This is a genomic window from Affinirhizobium lemnae, from assembly GCF_022968395.1.
GTDB classification, from domain to species: domain Bacteria; phylum Pseudomonadota; class Alphaproteobacteria; order Rhizobiales; family Rhizobiaceae; genus Neorhizobium; species Neorhizobium lemnae.
Genome location: NZ_JALJQZ010000007.1, coordinates 126,790 through 150,425, shown reverse-complemented (window position 1 = coordinate 150,425; position 23,636 = coordinate 126,790). Strand labels below are relative to the sequence as shown.

The window sequence follows — 23,636 nt, the reverse complement described above, 5'->3', positions numbered from 1 at the left end:
TGGGTCAGTGCGTGGTAATCCAGTCGCGGGCAGCACGGAGAGCTTCCGCGAGCTGCATCTTGGTCATCATGTGGGAGAGGTCCGCCCGCAATTCTGCGGCGCGATCGGATCCCTTGATGGCGGCGATGTTCAGCCACTTGTGAGCCGCGACCAGATCCACCGGGCAACCGCGTCCGGTGGCATACATCAGGCCCATGTCACAGAAGAGTTCAGCGCGGGCCTCGCCACCCATCGCCGTCATTTCGCATTCCTGAATGTCAAAGCGTGCCATTGGTTTAATCCCTGTTGAACCGGTTATTCTTGCCCTGTTTTCGAGAGCCCTTGCGGGCATCGAAAGTGCGAAACCTCTCCGGGTTCTCATCACCTCCGACCGGCAGATTTTCTGCTCGTCTTCATGGGTTCACTATGCGGCAGCGGCTTCAAAATTCGCCTAAAATGCATGATTAATTTGAAACAAACAAAGTCCAAACAGTTGGTAAACCTCAGTTTTTGTTAAACATCACATCCCTTGCGGACCAGTGGATTCCGCGTTTCGTTAGGTTTACAGCAACCATGGCGCTTTCACCCTTTCTTGACCATGATTTCGCATGCAAACTCTGATGCCAGGACCGGGCCTGACAAAAATGGCACCTATTTACCTTTACGTGTGCGTAAGCTAATCTCAGCACATCAGCTCGAGAACGCGGAGGAGGAACTGCGTTCAGGGAGACGAATTTCACTTTGGCGGAGGAGCGTCACATATGATTCGCATGACTGGACTGATCGCAGGAGCAATGCTGGCGTTGTCAGGCATTGCCTGGGCCGCGGAACCGATCGAAGGCAACTGGAAGACTGCCAGTGGCGAGACGGCAGCCATCAGCAAGTGTGGCTCTGCCTTCTGTGTAACGCTGAAGACCGGCAAACATGCGGGCAAGCAGATCGGCAAGATGAGCGGTACCGGCGGCAATTACAGCGGTGAGATCACCGATCCCGAAGCCGACAAGACCTACAGCGGTTCGGGCGCAGTCAGCGGAAACTCTCTGAAAATGAAGGGCTGCGTCATGTCGGTATTCTGCAAATCGCAGACCTGGACGCGCCTCTAAACTCGCTCTCACACGATTCGTCCAGAAGGTCCGCCGGTCACTCCGGCGGATTTTTTGTTCGCTCTTGTCTCGTTAAGACTTTTGAATTGCGGATGAACGGTTGCCTCAGTGCAGGTTCAGGCAAGTCTTGTCATCTTTGATACCGGGATAAGGCAAAAGGGGTGGACGGACATGACAAGACTGGCGCGCAGAATGACAATCATAACGCTGACGATGATGGTATTTGCCATTTCAATGTCGGCACTCGTGAACCAGACGCGGAAAGCGAATGCCCTATCAGATGCCTCTGCCTTTTCCTGCCGGACCACAGGCGGACAATGCGGCGCGTTGCTCTGAGTTCAAAACTCGGCAATCTGCTTCCCGGCCGTAATTGGCTTGTCAACAAGTCCACACTATAATGGCTCATGACAAAACGAATCTTTTCCCAATCTGCCCCCACCTTCATCAATCCACCGGCTTATGAGCCCAAGGTCTTCAGTGATCCAGCCGCTGCAGTGGACGCGCTGACTGAGCTTTACGAGCGCAATACCGGGTTCCTGATCGAGGCATTCGGAAATCTGGCGAAGGGCCAGCCGATCGAAGGTCGCTATCGGGCGTGCTATCCGCAGGTGAGCATAGAAACCACCAGCTTCGGGCATATCGATTCGCGCCTGTCCTACGGCCATGTCACGGCGCCGGGCCATTACACGACCACCGTCACGCGGCCGAAACTGTTCCGTCATTATCTGAAGGAACAGCTCGGCCTTCTGATGCGCAATCACAACGTACCGATCACGGTTTCCGAATCGCAGACGCCGATTCCTTTGCATTTTGCCTTCGGAGAAGGCGCGCATATCGAGGCATCCGCGTCCGCGACGGTATCGGACATGCCGCTTCGCGATATCTTCGATACGCCAGATCTCAACAACACGGACGATCTGATCGCGAATGGTGAATATGATCAGGTTCCGGGTGAACCCGCGCCGCTTGCGCCGTTTACGGCACAGCGCATCGACTACTCGCTGGCCCGCCTCAGCCACTACACGGCCACGAGCGCGGATCATTTCCAGAATTTCGTGCTTTTCACCAACTACCAGTTCTACATCGACGAGTTTGCAGCCTGGGCGCGCGAACTGATGGCGAATGGCGGCGAAGGCTATACCGCTTTCGTCGAGCCGGGCAACATCATCACCCCTGCCGGAAGCCGCACAAACGAGGCGCCTGTGCGCCTGCCCCAGATGCCGGCCTACCATCTCAAGAAGAAAGGTCATGCCGGGATCACGCTGGTGAATATCGGTGTCGGCCCCTCGAATGCGAAGACGATCACAGACCATATCGCCGTACTGCGCCCGCATGCCTGGCTGATGGTTGGTCATTGTGCCGGGCTTCGCAACAGCCAACGGCTTGGCGACTACGTTCTTGCACATGCTTACATGCGCGAAGACCATGTGCTGGACGACGACCTGCCGGTCTGGGTGCCGATCCCGGCGCTCGCCGAAGTTCAACAGGCGCTGGAAGATGCGGTCGAGGAAATCACGGGCCTCGAAGGTTTTGAGCTGAAGCGCATCATGCGAACGGGCACCGTTGCCACCATCGACAACCGTAACTGGGAACTTCGCGACCAGGCAGGACCAGTCAAGCGATTGTCGCAGGCACGCGCGATTGCGCTGGACATGGAATCGGCCACCATTGCGGCCAACGGTTTCCGCTTCCGCGTTCCCTATGGCACCCTGTTGTGTGTGTCCGACAAGCCCTTGCATGGGGAATTGAAGCTACCGGGAATGGCGACCGAATTTTACAGGACGCAGGTTCGCCAGCATCTCAAGATCGGCATCCGTGCCGTGCAGAAGCTCGCCGCCATGCCGACGGAAACGCTGCATTCGCGCAAGCTGCGCAGCTTCTACGAGACGGCGTTCCAGTAACCCGAGAGATTCGAGCGTCGGGCGACCAATCGGAAACGGCCCGCCGCTCTAAATTCCTTGTTGACGCATCGGTTGAGCGAAAAACCGGATTCCACTTTTTCGCCCGATGCTTAGCGGGGTGTTTTCGAACGCCCCGCAACCAGTATCGCAAGACCGGCGCCAATGACGGAGCTGAGAATGATCAGCAGGTGCGCGTTGATGGCGGCCTGCCCCAAGTCAGCCAATACGCTTTCCGAACGTTCGGCACCGAAAGTTAAGGCTCCGGCTATTATTCCTGCCGGATAGGTTCCGATGCCGCCCGGCGCATGCAAGGGAAGCACTGAGGAGAGCTCTCCCCCAAGCCCGCCGCCGAAGCCTGCGGCAAGGCCGATGTTTGCGAGCAGAACCAGAACCCAAGCCATGACTGCGATCTTCACGAACCAATTGACGAGGGTTACACCCCAAGCGCGGATGAATGACGATGTGTGGGCCGGAAGTCCTTGTTCGAGTTCCGCCATCATGTGCTGAAGCTTGGGGTGAGAGATCTTGCGCGCCAGCCTCAGCAGACCTTCCTTGAGCGCGAAGGCAATCGCCGGACTGAACGCGAACAGTGCCCAGAGAAGCCAAAGCCAGAGATTGCGGTGTTCCAAAGCCAGACCGAACCCCGCTGCCGCAAAGAGCGCATGCAGATCGAAAAGCCGCATGACCAGCAGTGCCGCGCTGGCCCGTGTGATGGAGACGCCAAACTCCTGCTTCATCAGCAAGGGAAAGCTCAGTTCACCGCTGCGGAAAGGAAGCATGACGTTCAGGAGATTATGGACCTGCACGACACGAAACAGACGGCGAAAGCTGCCTTTCGTTTCTCGCGGAAAATAATCGTAGATCCGCCAGGTGCGAAGCACATAGGTCATCAGCAAAAGCAGGAGCGCGGTGCTTGCAATGCCAAGACCGGCTGTTCTCCAGATGCCGACGATTTGCGCCCATCCCCATACCCACTGGATGAAGCCGACATAACACACCACCGCAACAAGTGTCACAAGTGTGGTCGCATGGCGGAGAATCCATGGCTTTTGGCTGGCAAGCCTTTCGTTCTTCATATAGAGGACGCGTCCATCAGCAATAGATCCACTTCGGCAATTCCCGGAGGAGTGTCGCCACGCGATATCACCCGGCCGGGTCGCTGGCCATCAAGGCAAGCCCCCGAGGTTTAGGAGAAAGACCAGGTGCGTACAACTGTGGAATTGATCGGCGCGGATACGGGGGGCACAGGCGGGCTTGAACTTTCGCTTGTCGTGCCTGTCTTCAACGAAGAGGAAAGCGTCGGCCCGCTGATTGCGCGCGTTCAGGAGGCAATGGCTGGATATGCCGGACGCTGGGAACTGATCCTCGTCGATGACGGCAGCACCGATGCCACGCTGACCGCCGCACGTTCCGCCATCGGGCGCGAGGGGCTGGAGCTTCGCATCGTCGCCATGCAGCGAAATTTCGGCCAGACGGCCGCCATGCAGGCGGGAATCACCGAGGCGCGCGGACGGCTGATCGCAACGCTCGATGGCGATCTGCAGAATGATCCGAAAGACATTCCGGCCATGGTGGCGGAACTGGAGCGCCGCGAACTGGACCTTCTGGTTGGCTGGCGCAAGAACCGGCAGGATGGCCTTGTCCTTCGCAAGATTCCCTCCTGGATCGCCAATCGCCTGATCGGGCGCATTACCGGCGTTCGCCTGCACGACTACGGTTGCAGCCTGAAGATCTATCGCGGGTCGGTGATCAAGCAGGTTCGGTTGATGGGCGAGATGCACCGCTTCATCCCTGCCTGGGTCGCAAACGTGGTGCCGAGTTCCCGCATCGGAGAAATGCCCGTCACGCACCATGCGCGGCAGCACGGCGTTTCCAAATACGGCATTTCGCGCACGTTCCGGGTTATCCTCGATCTTCTGTCGGTCCTGTTCTTCATGAAGTTCAAGGCGCGGCCGGGCCACTTTTTCGGCTCGCTCGGCCTTGGCATCGGCGCGCTCTCGGCGCTCATTCTGTTTTACCTGTTCATCGACAAGTTCATTCTAGGCAATGACATCGGCACACGGCCGCTCTTTCTCGTCGGGATCATGCTGTTCCTCTCCTCGGTTCAGATGATCACCACCGGTATTCTGGCGGAAATGCTGGCGCGCGTTTACTTCAAGGATGACAGCAGCCTGAGTTATGTGGTCAGGGAAATCTATAGCCGTGATCAGCAGAACCCGTAATCTTCTCGTCCGCCAGCCGGGCGTCATTGTGTGGGCAGTCCTCGCCTACTTCATTCTCTGCGTCATCATGCGGGTTCTGCGTTCCGACAGCCTGCAGAATGACGAGGCGGAGCAGGCATTTCTGTCGCAGATGCTGCTGCTGGGCTATGGACGGCAACCGCCGCTGTATGACTGGCTGCAGATCGGCATGAATGCGCTGTTCGGCCTGTCGGTTGCGACGCTCTCGGCACTCAAGAACAGCCTGTTGTTTCTCTGTTGCATCTTCTACGGGCTTGCCGCGCGTCAGGTGATGGAAGACAGAAGACTGCCGCTCATTGCGATGCTGGGTTTGCTGATGGTTCCCTCCATCAGCGTTCTGGCGCAGCGGGATCTGACGCATGCCATCGCAACGCTCTGCTTCGTCTCGCTGTTCCTGCTTGCATTCCTGAAGACGCTCGACAGGCCAAGTCTCGGCTCGTACATCCTGCTCGGATTGACGGTCGGGCTTGGCTTTCTCACGAAATACAATTTTGTCATCATCCCGATTGCGGCCATCATCGCCGTCTTGCCGGAACCCGATTTTCGCAAGCGGTTGCTAGACTGGCGCATGATTCCAGCCATGCTGGTTGCGGCGGCCATTGCCTTGCCGCATCTGATCTGGGCGCTGATGAACCTGGATATGGCGACCACCGGTACAGTGGAAGCCATGCGCGAGGGTGCGTCCGGAGATTTGGCACGTGACAGTATCCGCGGCCTCATCTCCATTCTGCTATCGACCCTGAAGGGCACCTTGCCGGTCATCGCAATCTTTGCCGTCATCTTCTACAGGGATCTGGGAGCGGTTTTGAGAGCCAGCGATCGCTGGAGCCGGGTCATCGGATGGATGATCGTGGTCTGTCTTGTGCTGGTTACGCTGATCGGCCTCGGCGTCGGCGCGTCCAGCATCCGCCAGAAATGGCTGTCCCCCTTCCAGATGCTGCTTCCTCTTTACCTCACCCTGAAGATTGCAGCGGCAAGGATCGACACCCGGGAGAGCGTGGCCCGTATGGGCATTCCCGTCATGGCCATCGTGACGGTCAGCGTCTTGTATTTCGCAGTCGCCAATATCATCGCGCCCTATATCGGCCGCTACAGCAAGGAGCACACGCCTTACCAGCCGATGCTGGAACAAGTCGTGGGCGCACGCAATGAGCGGCCTGCCTTCATTCTCACCGACGATCTGATGATGGCTGGCAATGCACGGCTGGAGTTCACCAGCGTTCCGGTGCTGATGCCGCAGCTTCAGCCTATCGCTTTTGCCGATGCCGTGCGGCGCGGTCCCGGCCTCATCGTCTGGCCACTGCGGGACGGCCGCGAAGGTTTCTCGGACGACTTGGCCGGCTTCCTGAAAGCGAATGATGTGTCGCCCGCATCGCTGAAGATCACCTATGTCGATGTTCCGTACAACTTCGCGCAGGATGGCGATACCATGCGGTTCGGCTATGTCTGGCTGGAGCAGGTCGCCCTGCCCCAGCGCTGAGACAGCTTTCAATCGAGATTCTGCTCTCGCAAATGGTCGAGGCCGTGCCGGATGTATTGAACCAGCCCGTCCACCTCTTCGCGGCTGATGATCAGGGCGGGCGAGATCAGCATCCGGTCCGCTGTCGCGCGCATGATGAGCTGGTGGTCGTAGCAGAAGCCGCGCACCACGCGTCCGGCGCGGTCGGGATCCTTGAACCGCTGGCGAGTGGACTTGTCCTTGGCCAGCTGAACCGCGCCCAGCAATCCGACCGATTCGACCTGGCCGACCACCTCATGATCCTCAAGGGTCTTGAGGGCCTGTGCGAGGTAGGGGCCGATATCGTCGCGCACCCGTTCCACAAGTCCTTCCTCTTCCACGATACGAAGGTTTTCCAGCGCCGCCGTGGCGCAGACCGGATGGCCGGAATAGGTGTAGCCATGGTTGATGTCGCCGGCCTCAGCCAGCACGGCGGCGACTTTTTCGCTGATCAACACGCCGCCGATCGGCAGGTAGCCGGATGAAAGCCCCTTCGCGATCGATGCCATATCGGGTTTGAAGCCGAAATGCTGATGGCCGAACCAGCTGCCAAGGCGGCCAAAGCCGCAAACGACTTCATCCGCAATCAGCAGAATGTTGCGCGCCCGGCAAATGCGCTCGATCTCCGGCCAATAGGTATCCGGCGGGATGATGACGCCGCCTGCGCCCTGAATTGGCTCGCCCACAAAGGCCGCCACATTCTCCTCGCCCAGTTCATCGATCTTGGCCTCAAGCTCGCGCGCCATCTTGAGCCCGAATTCCGCTGGCGTCAGATCACCGCCGTCTGCGTACCAATAGGGCTGGCCGATGTGGTGAATACCCTCGATCGGCAGATCGCCCTGTTCGTGCATATGCTTCATGCCGCCGAGCGATGCGCCAGCCACGGTGGACCCATGATAGGCGTTGCGCCGTGCGATGACCTGCTTCTTGGAAGGTTGGCCTAACACTTTCCAGTAGATCCGGGCCAGCCGGAACCAGGTGTCTGTTGCCTCGGACCCTGACGAGGTGAAGAAGACATGGCTCATCAGGCCTTGCGTATAGCTCGTGACCTTCTGGGCTAGAAGGGTCGCGGGCTGGGTCGATGTGCCGAAAAAGGTATTGTAATAAGGCAGCTCGTTCATCTGCCGCATGACGGCTTCGCCGATTTCCTTGCGCCCGTAGCCGATATTCACGCACCAGAGACCGGCGAAGGCATCCATGTAGGGATTGCCCTGCGAATCGAAGATCCAGATTCCCTCGCCTCGCGCCATAATCTGCGCGCCATGCCGCGCCATGTCCTTCATGTCGCAAAAGGGATGGATGTGATGCGCCAGGTCGATTGCGCTCATGTTCTCGGAGTTACGAACCGGGTCCAAAGACTTCCCCCGTCTGACTTGTTTACGATGTTGGCGAGTGAACAGAGGCCGCCACGTTGTAAGCCCCTGTTCGATCCGCTACGAACATGGACCAACAGCAACAGGCTTGGCAAGCAAGGTCCATCCGGACTGATGGCCATTGATGAATACAAAAAGCAGCGAGGCGCGGATGCCGGTCGAGACCCAGGAACCGAGAATCGAAATCTTGCTCGTCGGCATGAACGGCGATCTTCGCGGCAAGCAGATTCCGCTCAGCGCGCAGAACAAGGTGTGGGATGGCAAGGTGCGCCTGCCGACATCCACGCAATCGCTGGACATCTGGGGCGACGACAATGACGATATCACGGGCCTCTCACTGACGCTCGGCGATCCCGACGGCTGCTGCATTCCCGATCCCAGAAGTCTGGCACCCATGCCCTGGGCGCCGCAAGGATCGGCGCAGGTACTTTCCACCATGCATGAACTGACGGGCGAACCGAGCTTCATGGATCCGCGGGCGATCCTGTCCTCGATGCTTGCCCGGTGCGCAGAGCGGGGATTGACGCCGGTTGTTGCGACCGAGCTTGAATTCTACGTGATCGAGGACGACTGGCGTGAGAACGGCAAGCCGCGCCCGCCAAAATCTCTCACCTACCGGGGTGAACCGAACGGATTTCAGCTCTACGACATGAGCGCCGTGGATGCCCTGCAAGGCTATCTGGATACATTGCGCGAATGGGCGGATCTGCAGGGCCTGCCAGCGGACGCCACGACAGCGGAATTCGGCCCTGGCCAGTTCGAGATCAACCTCAACCATCGGCCGGATGCTCTGGCGGCGGCCGATGACTGCATCTACCTCAAGCGTCTTGCGCAGATGGCGGCACGCAAGCATGGCCTTCGCTCAACCTGCATGGCCAAACCCTATGGCGACCATGCCGGTTCCGGCCTGCATGTGCATGCCAGCGTCATCGATAGATCAGGGCGCAATGTGCTGGATGCGGCAGGTGGAGAACCGACCGCCTTGAAATCTGTCTGTGCCGGAATGCTGCAGACGATGCGGGAAGCACAGCTCGTCTTTGCACCCTTTGCCAATTCCTACCGTCGGTTCCAGCCGGGCTCCTTTGCTCCCGTGGATATCGATTGGGGTGTCGGCCATCGCGGGACGGCAATCCGTATTCCGGAAACCGATGGACCCGGCGCACGTATCGAGCATCGGGTGGCAGGCGCAGACGCCAACCCCTACCTGCTGCTGACGGCGATTCTCGGCGGCATTCTGAGAGGGCTTGATTCGACGCTGGATCCGGGTCCGGCAACCGAGGCGGGCCAGCAAGCCACGAGTGGCCGAAGACTGACCCATGACTTTCTCACCGCCGTCGAGGACTTCGCGCAGTCGAATTTCATTCGCGATACGTTCGGCGAAGGCTATCAGCGCCTCTATGCGGATACGAAACGCAAGGAGGCCATTGCCTACCTGCGCACGGTGTCCGATTTCGATTACCAGACCTATCTGGCCCGAATCTAAATAGACGGCTGCTGTTCAACCATGCCTTCCTGGTCCTGCACCTGAAGGGTGGGCTGCTGCGGCTGACGCACCAGCACTTTAAGCTCCCCGGCGTGAATGCGCAGTTTGACATCTCTCGCCATGGGCAGCAGTTCTCCATCGATGACGCAGCGCACATCGTGCCGCCGCTTGGGAAAATGCAGTTCCAGTTCTGTTGCCGTCATGGCGGTTACGGCCTCGTTCTCCTTCAGCCTGCCGCGCAGGATATCGATCGTCAGCCTGGCAACGCCCGGCGGCGTCAAGGCATCTGCGATATAGAAGCCAAGGTGGCCGCCCGTGACACTGTCGGCGTAGAGAAGCGCATCCTGCCCGAACTCGTTGTTGGACACCGAAATGGCGGAGACCTTGCGAAGACCGCGGCGGCCTTCGGCGTTGAACTCCACCTCGAAAACAGGTGGATTGAACATCACGCCCAAAGCTGCCCTGGCATTGGCTCGCATTTTTCCAAGGCGCGAGGCATAGCTCATCTGGTTGCGATATCGCACCATGCGGGCATGCAAACCGGCGGAAAACTGGTGCACGAAGCTGTGGCCGTTGGCGCTGGCAATATCCACGTTCTCCACCTCGCCTCGCGCCAGAACATCGATCACCTGCCAGATATCGAGAGGCAGCTTCAGAGTGCGCGCGAAGAGGTTCATGGTGCCTGCGGGCACAATGCCAAGCACGAGACCACTTTTCCATGCAATGCCAGCAGCGGCTGAAATCGTTCCGTCACCGCCACCAGCGATCAGGCCATCGACGCCACTTTTCGCGGCCTTTTCCATGGCGCCTACAACATCATCTCCGGCCACGACCCGGCATTCGATGTCATGCCCCTGCTCTGCGAAGATGCGCGCGGCATGATCGCAATAGGCGTCCATGTCGGTCGTCTTGAAGGTACCGCCGTCACGGTTGAAGATCGCAATGAGTTTCATTGAAGCCCGCGTTCCATCTCAAATCCGCACCACAACGGCGCCAGAGTTAAATGGTTGCCTTTTATGGATGCGACAAGCCCGACCAGCACATTGCCGAACAATCCGTTTGCGATTCGCCAATTAAACCGTTTCGCAGCGCAATGTTGTTCCAGCTTGCGAAAATCAGGCGCGGGCTTCCTGAATGACGACAACCTTGTCGCCCACCTTCACGCGGGAATAGAGATCCACGACATCGTGGTTCATCATGCGGATGCAGCCGCTCGACATGGCATGACCGATCGACTCTGGCTGGTTGGTGCCGTGGATGCGGAAATGGGTATCGGCACCGCCCCGGTAGAGATACATCGCGCGTGCACCGAGCGGATTATTGGGGCCACCCGGCATTCCACCGGCAAGCTTCTTGTAGCGGGCTTCCCTGCGCTGCATGTTGGCGGTCGGCGTCCAGGTTGGCCATTCGGCCTTGCGACCGACATAGGCATTTCCGGCCAGCGCCAGACCAGCACGACCCACACCGACGCCGTAACGCATGGCGCGACCGTTATCCAGCACGTAGTAAAGACGACGCGCGGGCGTATCCACCACGATCGTGCCCGGCTTGTGTTCCGTCGCATAGGCCACTTCGGTCCGGCGCAGCTCCGGCTTGATCTTGTCGAGCGGCACTTCCTTCAGGGGATGCAATTCGTTCGGCCGAGCTGAGTAATCTGCCTGCTGGGTTCCGGAGGTAGAGGCGCATCCGGCAAGGAGAAGCGGAAGCCCGATCAGCAGTCCACGGCGCGAGATCGACATGAATGTGTCCTTATTGCGGTCATCTTGAGATGAGTCGCACGTTACGGACATTATGGTTAATGAAGCACTAATTCAGGCTCACGCAAGCGACCGCAGCGTGACGCAGATGCAGATAATGGTGAACATCAGTGGCATGACGTACCGGACCACCCGGCGAACCTCGCTCGACAGGAAGGGATAGGCCGTGCGTCCCGGAAAGCGCTCACTTTCCATCAAGAGGTCGACCAAAAGCGCCAGGATCAGATAGAAATATCCGATCGAGATCATGAAGGCGATCGGCGACGTGACCGACATGCTACCGGGGAAGCTTGCCTCGAAAGTGAAACTCAACGCCGCTAGCGCCAAAAGCGCGGAATAGGTGACACCCGTCTTGTCGCCGATCAATCCCTTCGGCTGCCACAGGATGAACAGCGATACGGACAGGACGGCAATGAACGGAATGAAAATGCGCAGGAAATAACGCGGCCATTTGCGATCGATGGCAACCTCTGCCGTCAGCTTCGCAAAGGGTCTTGCACTCCACCCATAAAACTGGGCGGTCGTGAAGGACAGGTTCTTGGCGCTCCAGTCCGAGGCGGAAAGCTGGGGCGGCAATCCAGAGAGCTGCCGATCCTGAAAGTCCTGCACGAAGACCACATCATCAGCCGGATAGTACTGGGACACAAAGGCTAGCCTCACATGCTGCTGATCGAAGGGAAAGGCCGAGAGGTCGCGGGCAAAACGGAAGCTCCCCTCAAGCCTGCGCATCGACGTCACTTCCCCGTTGCTGCGGATCGACAGGGCTTCGAGCTGAAGCGTTTCATCTCCGCTGCGGTTCTCGATCTCGACAGCCGGGTTCCAGATCGAGGCGAGCTTCGCCGTAGCTTCAGCGCCGGTGAAATCCTGCCGATCACGACCGAACTGGATGGCATTGAACTGAAGAGCGGGATCTTTCCAGCGCTGCTGAACTTCGACGACCAGTTGCGCATCGCCCGTAGTCTCATCGATCTTGAGAATATCGAGAACACGGACAACCAGATGGATCTGCAAGGGACGCTGCACGCCTTGCGGAAGCGGCTGACGTTCAGCCCCCTCCTGCGCAGAGGCAGCGAACGATCCGAGCAGGATGACGAGACACACAACGACAAGCCGAAGAAACACATTGCGCATGGTTCAAGGCTCCCCGGCCCGGTCCCGCCTCGTGGACACGGCATCGGAGACGGCTTTTTGCAGATCGCGGAACTCCCTCAGTCCGCTGGTCGCCTGCGATTTGGCGGCATCTTCAGGCGACGCCTTCACCCGGACCGCCAGATCCTTCAGGGGCCTGATCACGGCTGCGCGCAACGCGCTCATGAAAATCGCGGTCACGATCAGGAGACCGGCCAGAAACACTGACCCGATCGTGACCAGTGAACGGTTGTAGTAGCTTTCCAGCGATCCGAAATCACTGACAGTCAGGATCGTTCCGATCATGTTGCCGCTATAGTCGATCAGCGGGCGACCCTGAATTGTCAGATCCCGGTCCCCCAGCCGATGGAAGAAAAGAAGCTCGCTGCGGGAAAGCTGAACCTTGCCCGCACCGAGAATGCTTTCGAACAGACCCTTGTCGGTGGCGGCATCGAGAACAAGACCATTGGCGGACACGGCAGCATTGCCCACGTCTTTCAGATAGCGACGATCAAGCACAAGCGCGAAATCACTGCCGCTGGCAGCTTTGGCAAGATCGGCAAGCGCCTGCAGATCGACGCCAACCTCCACCGTTCCGATGAAGTTGCTTCCGCTCATGTCAAAGACTGGCGATACCGCGCGAAGGCTCAAGCCTCGCACGCCAAGCTCCAGTCCCTTCTGTGTCTGCCGGTCGTGATTGGCAGCCACCACCATGGGCCGGAAGGTGGAAAGATCCTGCCCGAAATTCTGCGGTTCCCAGACGCGCAGGAAGGACTTCATGGCCGCATCATGGAAATGCACCACGCTGACGCCCGCGAGCCGCGCAAGTCGCTCGAACATCGGCTTGGCATAGGCCTGAAGCTCGTTGCGAGAACCCGCGGCAAGATGCGTGCGGATGGAAGGATCAGCGGCCAGAAGCTCTGAATGTGTTGCGGAAAGAATGGCGGCCTGATCCATCGTGGTCGAAAAAACCACCGAGGTCTGATCGATTTCGCGTTGGCGGGCATCGGTGAGCAGTGCCTGCTGGTCGGCAATCATCAGCCAACCGCCGAGAAGCAGGACGAGGCCAACGCAGGTCGAGGAAACGAAGGCGAGAAAACGATCGAGCGACATGAACACAAGCTTTAAACAGCGGAAACTGTCGCTGTTTCGCCGGTAAAGTGTAATTGAGTCAATCAGCCCGACGATTGCCCACGGGAGTGGCGATCAACGCCGATTGAGAATTGCTGCTGCGATTACGAAAAGGAGGCTGATCAGGTCTTGGATCAATCATCTTCACAGGGCCATTCAACAGGGATGGTCAACCCTTGGGGCAGCTTCGTTCTGCTGTTTCCGCAGGACAAAGCGATCTGATCCTGCTTGAGACCCGTCGCCTGGCTGAGGTCTACGCCCTCGAAACGCGTGAGGAACAGAAAGGCATTGGCGAAATCGACCGGACCTTTCATGGAGGCGTTCTTGAACGAGGCTCGTGCAAGATTTGCCATGGCAAAATGCGTGTCGCCCAGTTCCGCACCCTTGAACACTGCCCGTCCAAGTTCCGCTTTGGTGAAATCTGCTCCCAAAAGCGTTGCTTCCGTGAAATTGGCGCGCTGCATCTCAGCCATGGTGAATTTGGTCTGTGTCGCTACGACGCTTCCGAAGTCGCTGCGATAGCCTTCGACCTTCAGAAGCGAGGCATTGCTGAGATCAGCCTTGACGAAGGATGTGCGAATGATGGCCGCCTTGTTCAGATCCGCACCAACCAACTTGCTGCGGCTGAAATCGGAATTGCTGAGATCCGCCTCCGCCATCTTCGCCTTTTCGAAGTTACTGTCCTTCAGCATCAGCATCCGCTTCTTGCAGTCGGCCCAGTTGACCTCCGGGCCTGCATCAGCGCGGCAGTGGCCGCCGCCAAACCCGGTATGCTTGTTTGGGAAAAGCAACACCAGCCCTCCCGCTATCACGATGATCGGGATAAAGATCTTAATCTTGCTTCGGCGGATACGGCTCCAGGCTCTCGACCAGAAGGACTTCGGTTTCCGCTTGACGGGTGCGTTCATGGTCTTGCCAGTGCACTTTCCAACACAATTGCGTCAGTCTTAGCGTGGTTACCCCTTAGCCGAAAGAGGAAAGCGATGCCTGTTGACCGCTTTCCCTGCTAACGGCTGTTCGCCCAACGAAATCGCTGACGTGCGGTTCCGCAGTCGCTACATGCTGGGATAGACCGGCCCCTCGCCGCCCTGCGGCGGCACCCAGTTGATGTTCTGGTTCGGGTCCTTGATATCGCAGGTCTTGCAGTGAACGCAGTTCTGCGCGTTGATCACGTAGACCTGCTCGCCATCCTTCTCCACCCATTCATAGACGCCTGCAGGACAGTAGCGTGCGGACGGTCCGCCATAGACGCCAAGCTCGGAACGCTTCTGCAGGTCCATGTCCTTCACCTTCAGATGAACCGGCTGGTCCTCTTCATGGTTGGTGTTGGACAGGAAGACCGATGACAGGCGATCAAACGTCAAAACGCCATCTGGCCGCAGGTATTCAATCTTCTTGTGCTGGGCTGCGGGCTCCAGCGATGCGGCGTCGGTCTTGCCATGTTTCATGGTGAAGGGTGAGGTGCCGAAGATCTGGTTGATCCACATGTCGATGCCGCCGAGCGCGACGCCAAGCGCCGTGCCGAACTTCGACCAAAGCGGCTTCACGTTGCGCACCCGCTTCAGATCCTTGCCGATGGCGGTCGAACGCCATTCGTTCTCGATCTCGACCGGCTCGTCATTGGCGCGGCCTGCAGCAATGGCTTCCGCAATCTTTTCCGCCGCCAGCATGCCGGAAAGAACGGCGTTGTGGCTGCCCTTGATGCGCGGAACATTGACGAAACCGGCAGAGCAGCCGATCAGCGCACCGCCGGGGAAGGAAAGCTTCGGCACCGACTGGTATCCGCCCTCTGTGATCGCGCGGGCACCATAGGAAATGCGCTTGGCACCTTTAAAGGTGTCGCGAATGGCCGGATGCGTCTTGAACCGCTGAAACTCCTCGAACGGGAAGAGGTAGGGGTTCTTGTAGTTGAGATGCACGACGAAGCCGACAGCCACGAGATTGTCATGCAGGTGATAGAGGAAGGAGCCGCCACCAGTCTTCATGTCGAGCGGCCAGCCAAAGGAGTGTTGAACCAGACCCGCCTTGTGGTGTTCCGGCTTGACCTCCCACAGCTCCTTGAACCCGATGCCGTATTTTTGCGGCTCGCGACCTTCATCGAGCTTGAACTTCGAAATCAACTGCTTGGCGAGCGAGCCCCGCACGCCTTCGCCGATCAGCACATATTTGCCGAGAAGCGCCATGCCGCGGGTGAAGTTCGGGCCGGGTTCGCCATTCTTCTCGATGCCCATGTCACCGGTTGCGACGCCGATCACCGCGCCCTGTTCATTGTAGAGCACTTCAGTGGCGGCAAAACCCGGATAGATATCAATGCCAAGCGCCTCCGCCTTCTCGGCCAGCCAGCGACAGACGAGACCGAGCGACACGATGTAGTTGCCGTGATTGTTCATCAGGGGCGGCATGAATGCGTTCGGCAGCCGGATGGAGCCCGCCGGACCGAGGAAAAGAAACTGGTCGTCGGTCACCGGGGTCTTGAACGGATGGCTGGCATCGTCGCGCCAGTCCGGCAGGAGACGATCAATCCCGATCGGATCAACGACAGCGCCGGAAAGAATGTGTGCGCCAACTTCCGCGCCTTTTTCCAGCACAACGACCGATAGTTCTGGATTGACCTGCTTCAATCGTATCGCAGCCGAAAGGCCCGCAGGCCCTGCACCGACGATGACCACGTCGAATTCCATGCTTTCGCGCTCAGGAAGCTCCATATCGCTCATTCTCTCACTCCGCCTCGGCCGGTTCCCATGTTTCCACTTCCTTGTCAAAACCTGCGCGCCTTGTCGAGCGAACATATGACATGGGGGTTGATCGTCCGGCCCCTCCTAGATCTCGCAGCGAAGATAAATAACGTTTACGTTCACGTCAATATTTGACGATGATCTACAAAATGCGCCGAAGAAGACAGGTGCTTGTTCGTATGTTTCGAATGTCAGAGGAAATGCCATAGCTGGATTATAGGCGAGCTGGATTTACGGGCAACTTTGTCGGCACCATTGGATGAAAAGATTATCCACAACCCTTCACCATCGGACCGTCCGGCGATAACGTCCGCACCAAACTAAGCATGCAGCAAGGAAACTGATCATGGATTTCGGCATTACCGGCAAACGCGCACTGGTGTTGGCCTCATCACGAGGCCTTGGACTTGGCATCGCCACGGCGCTGGCTCAGGAGGGTGCAAATGTTCTCCTGTGTGGTCGCAGCGGAGAAAAACTGGCGGAGAACTGCGCACGAATCAACGCGCTGGGCAAAGGCAAGGCCGATTGGATCTGGTCTGACCTTACCGAAGACGATGCAGTCACGGCATTGGTCAAGGCGGTGGAAGAGAAGTTCGGCGGCGTCGATATACTGGTCAACAACACCGGCGGCCCGACGCCGGGCACGACGGAGGACATGACGCCGGAGAAACTGGACAGCTTTTTCCAGACCATGGTCCTGCGCGTCATTACACTGACGAATGCTCTGCTGCCCAGCATGAAGGCACAAGGCTGGGGCCGAATTCTGACCGTTGCCTCGTCCGGCGTCATTGAGCCTATCCCCAATCTCGCTCTGTCGAATACGCTGCGCGGGGCGCTTGTCGGCTGGAACAAGACCCTTGCTACAGAGGTCGCGGCCTACGGAATTACGGCGAACATGATCCTGCCGGGTCGTATTCATACGGACCGTATCGACGAGTTGGATGGGGCCAACGCCAAGCGCCAGGGCAAGTCGCTGGAAGAGGTTCGCACTGCCTCGATCGCTTCCATTCCGGCAAAGCGTCTCGGCACTGTCGAGGAATTTGGCGCGGTCGGCGCCTTCCTGTGCTCAGGCTCCGCCGCCTATGTCACAGGTAGCACCATTCGCGTTGATGGCGGCGCTGCGAAGTCAATCTGATAGACGCGCACTTTCCCGCCCGCCTGACGGGAAAGTGCAACCCTCCCGCAGCGCAGAATAGAAACGTCTACATTACCGAAGTTTAAGGTGCTTTTGCGTAAGTTGTGGCGTTTCCTGATAATCAAAGCTTTGTCGACTTTCGGCAGAGCACGCCCGTCATTACCCCTGCGCGGACAAACCCATGAAAAAAATTCTCTCGAGCGTTGCAGTTCTTGCGATACTGGCCGCCAGTGCCGTTTTTTATAGGGATCAACTCCCCGAACAGCTTAGGCCACCGACCTGGCATCAGCTTGCTCTGGCAGCCGGGCTGAAATCGGATAGGCCTGAACCGGCAGCGGCCGATGGCAGCCGCAGGCAAGGCGGACAGAAGCCGGGTTCGGGCGAGACAGCGCAGGCAAATGGCGAAGGTCGTGGTCAGGGTCAGGGTCAGAACCGAAGAGGCGGCGGTGGCCCCTCCTCCGTCAAGACGGTTGCCGTGACCTCCGGCACCCTGCCCATGGATGTGGTTGCGACCGGCTTTGCGGAAGCGGCTGATACCACTACGATTGCAGCACTCCAGTCTGGTCCTGTCGTCGAGATTTTGGCGAAGGACGGTCAAGAGGTCAAAAAAGGCGACGTCATTGCCAGACAGGACGACCGCACGGCACGGGCGCTGGTCGCAAAGGATCAGGCAAACCTTGCCAGCGATCAGGCGGCCCTGGCGCAGGCTGATGCCGCATTCGCCAGAACGCAGAACCTGCTGAAGCAGAATGTGCAATCGGAACAGAGTTACGAGCAGGCCAAGGCGACGCGTGATTCCGCCGCTGCCAAAGTGGAAGCCGACAAGGCGACCCTCTCTTCGGATCAGATCGCGCTTGGCAATCTCGAACTGAAGGCGCCTTACGACGGACGGCTAGGCAATATCGCCATCAGCCCCGGCGCCTATCTCAGTGCGGGTGCAAGCGTCGTGACCATCACCCGTTACGATCCGATTTATGTGAATTTTCGCATGGCGCAACGCTATCTGCCGCAGCTCCACGCCGGCTTGAAATCGGGTGTCAAGGTCGATGCAGACCCGTCAGCGACCGGTGGCGTTGCCGATCAGGGGATGCTTTCCTTCTTCGACAACAATGTCGATCAGGCCTCGGGAACGGTTCTCGCAAAGGCGGAATTCAAGAATGACAGTGCACTTCTGTGGCCCGGCGAAAGCCTGAACGTGACGGTGCACTTCGTGACCGACACCAAGAGCCTGATCGTTCCAACGGTGGCGGTGCGCCAAGGTGCCGATGGACCCTTCGTCTATACGGTGGATGACAAGTCGAAGGTCCACGCGACGAAGATCGCCCTTGCGCGCACGAACGGCGATCAGGCCGCGATTGCGGCCGGCCTCACCGAAGGACAGCATATCGTCGTTGAAGGCCAGGTGCAGCTAGCCGATGGCCAGACGATTGTCGAGCAGTTCTCCGGCGGCCAGACGGCGGCAAAGCCCGCACTGACGGAACAGGCGGCGCTGATCGAGGGAGCCAAGCCATGATCCCGGCCTTTTGTATTCGCCGCCCGGTCGCCACCACATTGCTGGCCATCGGCGTGGTCCTTGCAGGTCTTGCCGGTTACAAGCAACTGCCCGTCGCGGCCTTGCCGAAGGTGGATTTTCCCACGATCAACGTTTCCGCCTCCCTTTCCGGCGCCTCGCCCGAAAGTATGGCTACCTCGGTGGCAACACCGCTCATCAAGCAGTTCGAGACGATCCCCGGCATCAGCGAAATCAGCGCGTCAAACTCGCTCGGCAATACATCCATCGTTCTGCAGTTCGATTTGAACAGAAACATCGATGCGGCAGCGGCAGACGTACAGGCAGCAATCTCAAACGCCACAAGGCAGCTGCCGTCCAACATGACGACGCCGCCCAGCTATCGCAAAACAAACCCGGCTGATGCGCCCATTCTGCTGATCACCATCAATTCGGACGAAATGCCACGCTCCAAGGTGGATGAGATCGCCCAGAACGTGATTTCCCCCATGCTGTCCACGCTGTCGGGCGTGGCGCAGGTCAGCGTCTATGGATCGCAAACCTATGCGGTGCGCGTAGAACTTGATCCTTCCAAGCTTCAGGCACGAAATCTGGGTGTCGATACAGTTACCACAGCCATCGCCAACGCCAACAACCAGACGCCTGTCGGAACGCTTCAGAGCCGCAACCAGCAGCTAACCATCGATGCCAAGACGCAGCGCACGAACGCGGAGGAATTCCGCACACTCGTCATCGCCAACAAGGGCGGCGCGCCCATCCACCTGGGCGACGTGGCAACGGTGCAGGACAGCGTGGAAAACCTGAAGGGCGGGAGCTGGTATGACGGCAAGCAGGCGATCATTCTGGCGGTACAACGCCAGCCGGACGCTAATACCGTCGATGTCGTGAACGAGATCAAGGCGAAGCTGCCCGCGCTCAAGGCGCAACTGCCACCTTCCGTGCATCTCAACGTCATGAACGACGCCTCGACCGCCATCAAGGATGCGATTTCTGACGTACAGTTCACGCTATTTCTGACAATCGCGCTCGTCATTCTGGTCATCTACCTCTTTACCGGCCACCTGACCGCGACGCTCATTCCGGGGCTTGCCGTGCCCCTCTCGCTGATTGCGACTTTCGGCGGCATGTATGTCCTGGGCTACAGTATCGACAACATTTCCCTGCTGGGCCTCACGCTATCGGTCGGGCTGGTGGTGGATGATGCCATCGTCATGCTGGAGAATATCCTGCGCCTGTCGGAAGAAGGCATGTCCATGCGGGAGGCCGCGCTGAAGGGCGCAGCGGAGGTGAGCTACACCATCATCTCCATGTCCGTTTCTCTCGTGGCCGTGTTCATTCCCATTCTGCTGATGGGCGGCGTCGTGGGCAGGCTGTTCAACGAGTTCGGCATGGTCGTCACGATGGCCATCATGGCCTCAGCCGTTGTTTCGCTGACGGTGACGCCGATGCTGGGCTCTCGCCTGACGAATCATTCCGGCAGGCCGCCGCTCATCATCCGCTGGTTCAACGCCGGGTTCGACAGGACGCTACGTGGTTACGATCGCGCTGTTTCCTGGTGCCTGCGGCATCGCGGAGTGATTCTGGTGGTCTTCATCGGTAGCGTTGCGGCCTCAGGCTATCTGTTCAAGACACTTCCTTCCAGCTTCTTTCCGCAGGAAGACATCGGCAGGCTTTCGGTCTCCACCCGCGCCCGTGAAGATATCTCCTATGAAGCCATGCGAGACCTGCAGCAACAGGTGGCGGACATTATTCGCAAGAACCCGGCGGTGCTGCATGTCACCTCCATCGTTGGTGGCAGCGCGCGTAGCCCGTTGAACAACGGCACGATGTTCGTGGAACTGAAGCCGAAGGAAGAACGCGCACCGCTGACGGAGACCATCAACCAGTTACGTGGAGCAACTGCGAAAGTAGCGGGCCTGAAGACCTACATCACGCCACAGCAGAGCCTGCGCTTCGGCGGCCGCTCGACTGCGAGCCAGTACCAGTTGGTTGTTCAGGCGCTCGATACCGCCACGACCACGGAATGGTCTGGCAAGATGATGGCCGCGATGCGCCAGGACCGGATGTTCACCGATCTTGCGACCGATGCGCAGAACGGTGCGATTGCCGCCAATATCCAGATCGATACGGACAAGGCAGCTGCCTATGGCATCACCAACGACCAGCTTCGCAAGACGCTGGAAATGGCATTCGGTGGCTATGCGGCGGCACAGATCCAGTCGACGGGCGACAGCTATGACGTGATTGTCGAGTTTGACCAGAGCCGTTCCTACGATGACGAGTTCCTGCGCAACATCAACGTCATGTCCCAGCAGACGGGAACGCTGGTTCCGCTTTCGAACTTCGCAACGGTGGAGCGCCGCGCGGCACCTGTCACGATCAACCAGACCGGTCAGCTCGTTTCCACCACGATCTCCTTCAACCTGCCTGAAGGCGTCGCGCTTTCGGAAGCAACGGCGCGGATCGACCAGATCAAATCCAGCATCAACATGCCAAGCGATGTCTTCACGTCCTATGGCGGTACAGCAGCAATCTTCCAGCAGAGCCAGGGCAATACCGGCATGCTGATCCTTGCAGCGGTTCTCACCATCTATGTGGTGCTGGGCGTGCTCTATGAAAGCTTCATCCATCCGCTGACCATTCTCTCCGGTCTGCCAGCGGCGGCATTCGGGGCGCTGATCGCTTTGAAGGTGATGAACTTCGACCTTTCCGTGATCGCCCTCATCGGTCTTCTGATGCTGATCGGCATCGTGAAGAAGAACGCGATCATGATGATTGACGTCGCAGTCGAACTCATCCGCGACAAGGGCGAAACGACCGCGCGTGCCATTCATGAGGCTTGCGTGCGCCGCTTCCGGCCTATCATGATGACGACGTTCTGCGCTCTTCTCGGCGCGTTGCCTATTGCGCTTGGCTCCGGGGCCAGCTCGGAACTGCGCCAGCCTCTCGGCATTGCCGTTGTCGGTGGGCTCATCGTCTCGCAATTGCTGACGCTGTTCATCACGCCGGTGATCTTCGTCGAGATGGATCGCCTGGGCAAAGCCCTTGGCCGCCTGTTCCGCCGCAAGGGGCATGGCGATCCGGCCAACAGCACCTTCCAGCACGAAAGCCGTGCTGCCGCCGAATAGGCAGATCACGCGTAGCATTTACAAAGAGGGGCGGGTTTTTCTCGCCCCTCTTTGCTGACCCGTTTTTCCTGCCCCTTTCTTCTTGCCAATAGAGCGATCCTGTGCGATCAGCCCGCCTCCCTATTTTTCGGCGGCGCCATTTGCGCCTCCATCGAATGCGCCAGTCGCATTCGTATCCAGCACTTTCAGAAAGGATGCGGCCATGGCACGTGCGCTCGGGCTCGACTTCGGCACGACCAATACTGTTCTCGCGCTCGGCGAACCGGGTGCCAATGCCACGCATTCGGTGCCTTTCATCAGCAGTGCGGGAACAAGCGACAGCATGCGAACCGCCCTCTCCTTCATGAAGGACAAGGCGCTCGGTGCGCAGGCCCTGAAGGTTGAGGCGGGACAGGCCGCCATCCGCCAGTTCATCGATAATCCCGGCGATTGCCGTTTTCTGCAGTCGATCAAGACCTTCGCCGCCAGTGCGGCGTTTCAGGCCACCCTCGTTTTCGCGCGCAGGCAGCAGTTCGAGGATCTGATGGAGATCTTCCTGCGCAGGCTGAAGGCCTATGCCGGGGACGCGTGGCCGAACGAGATTTCACGGCTGGTCGTGGGGCGTCCTGTCCGGTTTGCCGGCGCCAACCCGGATGAAGCGCTCGCCCTGCAGCGCTATCGCACCGCCCTGGAGCGCTTCGATTTCCCGGAAGTTCATTTCGTGTACGAGCCCGTGGCAGCCGCCTATTACTTCGCGCAGTCGTTGACTAAGGACGCCAATGTTCTGGTCGCCGATTTCGGTGGCGGCACCACCGACTACTCCTTGATCCGGTTCGAGCGCCATGCAGGGCAGTTGCGCGCCATCCCGATCGGTCACTCTGGTGTCGGCATTGCGGGCGATCACTTCGATTATCGCCTGATCGACAATCTCGTCTCGCCGGAAATCGGCAAGGGCAGCCATTTCCGCAGCTTCGACAAACTGCTGGAGGTTCCAGCGGGCTACTACGCCAATTTCGGGCGCTGGAACCAGCTGTCGATCTTCAAGACAACGCGTGAGTTCACCGATCTTCAATCGCTTGTTCGCTCCGCGACAGAGCCGGACAAGCTTGAACTGTTCATCGAGCTTATCGAGCATGATGAAGGCTATCCGCTTTATCAGGCGATTTCGGCCACCAAGATGGCACTTTCGAACGCTGAAGAGGCCGAGTTCAACTTCTCGCCGCTGGGCAAGGCCGGTCGCAGAACCGTGAAACGAAGCGACTTCGAAAGCTGGATTTCGGAGGATCTCGCGCGCATCGAAGAGGCTCTGGACGAAGTTCTCGTCAAAACCAATACAGATGCCGAGCAGGTCGACAAAGTATTCCTGACCGGCGGCACCTCATTCGTGCCTGCCGTGCGCCAGCTGTTCGTCAACCGTTTCGGCACGGAACGGATCGAAAGCGGCGGCGAGTTGCTGTCCATTGCGCACGGCCTGTCGCTGATCGGCGAGAGCAAAGACATTGAGCAGTGGGTTGCATGAGGCCAGAGGCTTTATCCGGCAACCGGGTTCGGATAGA

18 protein-coding genes are annotated in these 23,636 nt (G+C 58.7%); 9 read left to right on the top strand and 9 right to left on the bottom strand.

Annotated features, from left to right (window positions below; translation table 11 throughout):
- Nucleotides 1-4 precede the first annotated feature (4 nt).
- Nucleotides 5-271 (bottom strand): SEL1-like repeat protein, encoded by a 267-nt coding sequence (locus tag MUU53_RS06850; RefSeq protein ID WP_247260235.1) that lies wholly within the window; start codon nt 269-271, stop codon nt 5-7.
- A 478-nt stretch (nt 272-749) separates the two neighbouring features.
- On the opposite strand from MUU53_RS06850, the gene MUU53_RS06845 reads away from it, so the two are divergent.
- Both MUU53_RS06845 and amn read left to right on the top strand, forming a co-directional pair.
- The gene (locus MUU53_RS06845) at nt 750-1,082 is read left to right on the top strand and encodes a DUF2147 domain-containing protein (RefSeq protein WP_377307104.1); all 333 of its coding nucleotides are present in this window, start codon (nt 750-752) and stop codon (nt 1,080-1,082) included.
- Nucleotides 1,083-1,486: 404 nt separating this feature from the next.
- Entirely contained in the window at nt 1,487-2,983 is a 1,497-nt protein-coding gene (gene amn, locus MUU53_RS06840; RefSeq protein WP_247260234.1) for an AMP nucleosidase, read from the top strand.
- Nucleotides 2,984-3,093: 110 nt separating this feature from the next.
- Here amn and MUU53_RS06835 read toward each other — a convergent pair whose 3' ends face one another.
- Entirely contained in the window at nt 3,094-4,059 is a 966-nt protein-coding gene (locus MUU53_RS06835; RefSeq protein ID WP_247260233.1) for a lysylphosphatidylglycerol synthase transmembrane domain-containing protein, read from the bottom strand.
- Between the two features lie 126 nt (nt 4,060-4,185).
- Here MUU53_RS06835 and MUU53_RS06830 point away from each other — a divergent pair, with 126 nt between their 5' ends.
- Together MUU53_RS06830 and MUU53_RS06825 are read left to right on the top strand one after the other, a co-directional pair.
- Nucleotides 4,186-5,205 (top strand): glycosyltransferase family 2 protein, encoded by a 1,020-nt coding sequence (locus tag MUU53_RS06830; RefSeq protein ID WP_247260232.1) that lies wholly within the window; start codon nt 4,186-4,188, stop codon nt 5,203-5,205.
- Entirely contained in the window at nt 5,186-6,703 is a 1,518-nt protein-coding gene (locus MUU53_RS06825) for an ArnT family glycosyltransferase (protein ID WP_247260231.1), read from the top strand. The genes MUU53_RS06830 and MUU53_RS06825 overlap by 20 nt, the downstream gene beginning before the upstream one ends.
- Before the next feature lie 8 nt (nt 6,704-6,711).
- Here MUU53_RS06825 and MUU53_RS06820 read toward each other — a convergent pair whose 3' ends face one another.
- Entirely contained in the window at nt 6,712-8,076 is a 1,365-nt protein-coding gene (locus MUU53_RS06820; protein ID WP_281435018.1) for an aspartate aminotransferase family protein, read from the bottom strand.
- Between the two features lie 142 nt (nt 8,077-8,218).
- On the opposite strand from MUU53_RS06820, the gene MUU53_RS06815 reads away from it, so the two are divergent.
- Entirely contained in the window at nt 8,219-9,577 is a 1,359-nt protein-coding gene (locus MUU53_RS06815; RefSeq protein ID WP_247260229.1) for a glutamine synthetase family protein, read from the top strand.
- Here MUU53_RS06815 and MUU53_RS06810 read toward each other — a convergent pair.
- From MUU53_RS06810 to MUU53_RS06785, 6 genes are all read right to left on the bottom strand, one after another.
- Nucleotides 9,574-10,530, bottom strand: coding sequence for a diacylglycerol/lipid kinase family protein (locus tag MUU53_RS06810; RefSeq protein WP_247260228.1), 957 nt, complete (start codon nt 10,528-10,530; stop codon nt 9,574-9,576). The two genes, MUU53_RS06815 and MUU53_RS06810, sit on opposite strands and share 4 nt — an antisense overlap.
- A 162-nt stretch (nt 10,531-10,692) precedes the next feature.
- Nucleotides 10,693-11,316 carry a L,D-transpeptidase gene (locus MUU53_RS06805; RefSeq protein ID WP_247260227.1) on the bottom strand — a complete coding sequence of 208 codons (624 nt, stop codon included), beginning with the start codon at nt 11,314-11,316 and terminating at the stop codon, nt 10,693-10,695.
- Nucleotides 11,317-11,394: 78 nt separating this feature from the next.
- Nucleotides 11,395-12,465 (bottom strand): ligand-gated ion channel, encoded by a 1,071-nt coding sequence (locus tag MUU53_RS06800; protein WP_247260226.1) that lies wholly within the window; start codon nt 12,463-12,465, stop codon nt 11,395-11,397.
- 3 nt (nt 12,466-12,468) lie between these two features.
- The gene (locus MUU53_RS06795) at nt 12,469-13,575 is read right to left on the bottom strand and encodes a cache domain-containing protein (RefSeq protein WP_247260225.1); all 1,107 of its coding nucleotides are present in this window, start codon (nt 13,573-13,575) and stop codon (nt 12,469-12,471) included.
- A gap of 152 nt (nt 13,576-13,727) precedes the next feature.
- The gene (locus tag MUU53_RS06790; RefSeq protein WP_247260224.1) at nt 13,728-14,501 is read right to left on the bottom strand and encodes a pentapeptide repeat-containing protein; all 774 of its coding nucleotides are present in this window, start codon (nt 14,499-14,501) and stop codon (nt 13,728-13,730) included.
- A 147-nt stretch (nt 14,502-14,648) separates the two neighbouring features.
- Nucleotides 14,649-16,307 (bottom strand): electron transfer flavoprotein-ubiquinone oxidoreductase, encoded by a 1,659-nt coding sequence (locus tag MUU53_RS06785; RefSeq protein ID WP_247260223.1) that lies wholly within the window; start codon nt 16,305-16,307, stop codon nt 14,649-14,651.
- A 367-nt stretch (nt 16,308-16,674) separates the two neighbouring features.
- Between MUU53_RS06785 and MUU53_RS06780 the strand changes: the two genes are divergently transcribed.
- From MUU53_RS06780 to MUU53_RS06765, 4 genes are all read left to right on the top strand, one after another.
- Nucleotides 16,675-17,463, top strand: a complete 789-nt coding sequence (locus MUU53_RS06780; RefSeq protein WP_247260222.1) for an SDR family oxidoreductase — start codon at nt 16,675-16,677, stop codon at nt 17,461-17,463.
- A 181-nt stretch (nt 17,464-17,644) separates the two neighbouring features.
- Nucleotides 17,645-18,976, top strand: coding sequence for an efflux RND transporter periplasmic adaptor subunit (locus tag MUU53_RS06775; protein WP_247260221.1), 1,332 nt, complete (start codon nt 17,645-17,647; stop codon nt 18,974-18,976).
- Complete coding sequence (locus MUU53_RS06770) at nt 18,973-22,101, top strand: efflux RND transporter permease subunit (protein WP_247260220.1); 3,129 nt, start codon at nt 18,973-18,975, stop codon at nt 22,099-22,101. The genes MUU53_RS06775 and MUU53_RS06770 overlap by 4 nt, the downstream gene beginning before the upstream one ends.
- Before the next feature lie 202 nt (nt 22,102-22,303).
- Nucleotides 22,304-23,599, top strand: coding sequence for an Hsp70 family protein (locus MUU53_RS06765; RefSeq protein WP_247260219.1), 1,296 nt, complete (start codon nt 22,304-22,306; stop codon nt 23,597-23,599).
- Nucleotides 23,600-23,636: the final 37 nt, after the last annotated feature.

Bases quoted from the DNA above. Each gene is read 5' to 3' on its own strand.
- MUU53_RS06850 (WP_247260235.1), bottom strand. From the start codon at position 271: ATGGCACGCTTTGACATTCAGGAATGCGAAATGACGGCGATGGGTGGC.
- MUU53_RS06780 (WP_247260222.1), top strand. From the start codon at position 16,675: ATGGATTTCGGCATTACCGGCAAACGCGCACTGGTGTTGGCCTCATCA.
- amn (WP_247260234.1), top strand. From the start codon at position 1,487: ATGACAAAACGAATCTTTTCCCAATCTGCCCCCACCTTCATCAATCCA.
- MUU53_RS06790 (WP_247260224.1), bottom strand. From the start codon at position 14,501: ATGAACGCACCCGTCAAGCGGAAACCGAAGTCCTTCTGGTCGAGAGCC.
- MUU53_RS06800 (WP_247260226.1), bottom strand. From the start codon at position 12,465: ATGCGCAATGTGTTTCTTCGGCTTGTCGTTGTGTGTCTCGTCATCCTG.
- MUU53_RS06835 (WP_247260233.1), bottom strand. From the start codon at position 4,059: ATGAAGAACGAAAGGCTTGCCAGCCAAAAGCCATGGATTCTCCGCCAT.
- MUU53_RS06805 (WP_247260227.1), bottom strand. From the start codon at position 11,316: ATGTCGATCTCGCGCCGTGGACTGCTGATCGGGCTTCCGCTTCTCCTT.
- MUU53_RS06810 (WP_247260228.1), bottom strand. From the start codon at position 10,530: ATGAAACTCATTGCGATCTTCAACCGTGACGGCGGTACCTTCAAGACG.
- MUU53_RS06795 (WP_247260225.1), bottom strand. From the start codon at position 13,575: ATGTCGCTCGATCGTTTTCTCGCCTTCGTTTCCTCGACCTGCGTTGGC.
- MUU53_RS06845 (WP_377307104.1), top strand. From the start codon at position 750: ATGACTGGACTGATCGCAGGAGCAATGCTGGCGTTGTCAGGCATTGCC.
- MUU53_RS06785 (WP_247260223.1), bottom strand. From the start codon at position 16,307: ATGAGCGATATGGAGCTTCCTGAGCGCGAAAGCATGGAATTCGACGTG.
- MUU53_RS06775 (WP_247260221.1), top strand. From the start codon at position 17,645: ATGAAAAAAATTCTCTCGAGCGTTGCAGTTCTTGCGATACTGGCCGCC.
- MUU53_RS06770 (WP_247260220.1), top strand. From the start codon at position 18,973: ATGATCCCGGCCTTTTGTATTCGCCGCCCGGTCGCCACCACATTGCTG.
- MUU53_RS06765 (WP_247260219.1), top strand. From the start codon at position 22,304: ATGGCACGTGCGCTCGGGCTCGACTTCGGCACGACCAATACTGTTCTC.
- MUU53_RS06815 (WP_247260229.1), top strand. From the start codon at position 8,219: ATGAATACAAAAAGCAGCGAGGCGCGGATGCCGGTCGAGACCCAGGAA.